The organism is Ruoffia sp. FAM 24228 (assembly GCF_045528575.1).
In the GTDB taxonomy this organism is placed as follows: domain Bacteria; phylum Bacillota; class Bacilli; order Lactobacillales; family Aerococcaceae; genus Ruoffia; species Ruoffia halotolerans.
The window spans coordinates 1-2747 of record NZ_JBGQQZ010000115.1; the positions used below are offsets into that span (position 1 = coordinate 1).

Genomic DNA, 2747 nt, shown 5'->3' on the forward strand with positions numbered 1-2747 from the left:
TGGTGAATTAACCATATCAGAAAGGGGGTCTTTTTTCATCACCTAATGGGTGATGAAGCAGATTACTTTAAAGACTATTAAATCAATGTTAGGAAAGACTATTAGTAAAACTATGAATTATTCAGGAGTGAATCAAGGTGAGATTATTAATATCGAATTGTTTGATATTAGTCCAGAACAAATCGAAGAAATGAGAGAATTACCAAATCTCAATACGATTGAGAAGACAGGTAAGAACAAATGGCGACTCGTCTTTGACGAAGGGAATAATCATGTCGTTAAATTAGTAAAATTCATTGAAGAACATGAACTGTCTTATACTCAATTATATAGTCAAATGCCAGATTTAAATTCAATCTTCTTAGAACTGACTGGGAAGGAGCTGCGTGACCAATGAGAGCAGCACTCACGCAACTAAAGTATTATTTTCTGAGATTTGTTCGAACACCAGATATTTTATTTTATACTTTTGGATTGCCGCTAATTCTTGCTTCTCTTTATTTCTTCGCATCATCAGACTTAATTGAAGGTGATATTGAAGCTGTTCCGATTGGAGTGACAACCGAATCCACTCCCTTTTATAGTTACGGTGTAATTTTATCTGACATAGAAGTTCTCGATGTGACGACGATGAGTGAAGAAGAGGGAAGAGAACTGTTGGAAGCAGAAGAGATAGAAGTCTATGTAAAGCAAGATGGAAACTTATTAATGAATGAAAGCAATGTAAATACTTCCATCGTCAAAAGTATCATGGATCAAGTGAAACAAACCACAGCTATGGGATTAGATGCATTGAATATGGATTACACAACGGAGTTTGTCAAAATGGAATCGACACCCGGTTCCTATATCGTGATTATGTTCTTCGGTTTAATCGCCATGGTAAGTTTATACGGGGGATTTTATGGGGTGCAAATTTCGACTGAAATTCTAGCCCCCTTAAGTTCACTCGCTTCCCGGTTGAGCAGCACACCGTTAAAACGCTATCGCTATATTGGGTTAAATGCTTTAAATGCGGTTCTTGTAAACTTTGCTGCGAACATCATCTTAATTATTTATATTCAATATGTGCTCGGAATTCAAGTCGTGAATCATTTCGGTTATAGTTTGCTACTTATATTCCTTGGAAATATCTTCGGGATTATGTTGGGAATTGTTGCCGGACTCATTCCAAAGTTGAAGATCGATGGGAAAACTCAAATTGTTGTCGCATCAACGCTAATTTTAACCTTTATTGCAGGGGGAATGGTACCGGGTGTGAAGCAATTTATAAACAACACGATTCCATGGTTTAACACAGTCAATCCTGTAAACATTATTACTGAGAATTTCTATCGTATTAATTTACTGAATGATACGAGGATTCTTTCACAAGGAATCTTGATTATGGCCGTATATATCATACTAATGTTTGCATTTTCAGTCTATTACTTAAGGGGGAAACGTTATGACCATCTATAATATGATCATCCGCATCTTCTCAAAGTATTGGAAAGAACTGCTAATTTACTTTCTAATTTTCCTTGGTTTCGTATTTGTAGCCATAGGGCAACCAGAAGGCGATGAAAATCAAACATTCTCAAGTGTGACCTTAGATATTGCAGTAGTCAACCAAAGTGACGATCCATTGGGTGAACATTTAGTGGATTACTTGAGTGAATCGCATGACGTAGAAACGCTATCCGATGTCACTATAGTAGATGTTGAAAATGAAGTTTTTTCTGGAACATATCAGGGGATGTTATATATTCCTGAGAATTTTGAAGAATTGGTTTTAAATGGGCAACCAGACCAGGTTGAGTTACTACTGAATGAACGTGATATGAGTAGTGCACAGCTGAATACGGAGGTCGACAAATACTTACGATTGGCCAATGCTCGGGTCGCATCTGGAGTCAGCGATATTTCAGAGTTAACAGATCAACTCGATTCTACGCTGAATGAAACAGCCGAAGTTGAAATGGTTGGTGGACTTGATAATCAAAACATTCTCTTGGCTTATACAACCGGGATTGCATTAGTGGGTTACTTTGTCCTCCAAATTATACTTGGAACAGTTGGTATGGCTATGTCAGAAATTAAATCTGATAAAATTCAAGACCGCATTAATTTGAGTGGAATTTCAAATCTAAAATATAATACCCAAGTTGTCTTAGGACAAATAACGTATGGTGGGTTAATTCTACTCGTTACTATCTCAGTTCTTTGGTTCTACATACCGAGTTCTATTCCGATTGATTACGTTCGAGTCATTATTTCACTTACCTTGTTCATTCTAACAGCCTTATCGATGGCATTTTTAATGACATCAATCACGAACAATCGCAATATTATTAATGGACTCACAACCGTCATTAGTTTGGGACTCGCATTCTTGTCAGGCTTATTCATCCCTTATGAAATTGTGGGAACGGCCATCCAACGAATTGCTCATTTCTCTCCTTTGTTTTACTTTAGACAAAGTGTCATGAAAGACATCAATTCGTATTCAGATTTATTAACCGAGTGGGGCTTACTATTAGCCTTCGCCGTCGTCTTCACCTTATTAGGTGTCGCCATTTCACAACAAAAGCGTGCAGGTAAGGGATAATTTTTAAGTCCTTGAGGAAACTCTTGGACTTTTTTCATGTGCGCCCGGCATGGGCGATAACTTGGTGGTGAAAGTCCACTACAGACTTGGCAGTAGGAACTGTTAGCTAAAGGCAAGGGTGTCCACCGTGAGGTGGAATCTGAAGGAAGCCGGAGGC

Annotated in this window: 3 protein-coding genes; all 3 read left to right on the forward strand. The window is 37.9% G+C overall.

What is annotated here, in order from left to right; genetic code table 11:
• Nucleotides 1–85: 85 nt before the first annotated feature.
• From ACEN33_RS12055 to ACEN33_RS12065, 3 genes are read left to right on the forward strand one after another with little or no spacing between them, the layout of a single operon-like run.
• A complete protein-coding gene (locus tag ACEN33_RS12055; protein WP_407095187.1) occupies nt 86–397 on the forward strand; it encodes a hypothetical protein in 312 nt (103 codons plus the stop codon).
• A complete protein-coding gene (locus tag ACEN33_RS12060; protein ID WP_407090376.1) occupies nt 394–1461 on the forward strand; it encodes an ABC transporter permease in 1068 nt (355 codons plus the stop codon). Before ACEN33_RS12055 ends, ACEN33_RS12060 begins: the two co-directional genes overlap by 4 nt.
• A complete protein-coding gene (locus ACEN33_RS12065; RefSeq protein ID WP_407095188.1) occupies nt 1448–2590 on the forward strand; it encodes an ABC transporter permease in 1143 nt (380 codons plus the stop codon). The genes ACEN33_RS12060 and ACEN33_RS12065 overlap by 14 nt, the downstream gene beginning before the upstream one ends.
• The last annotated feature ends 157 nt before the right edge of the window (nt 2591–2747 follow it).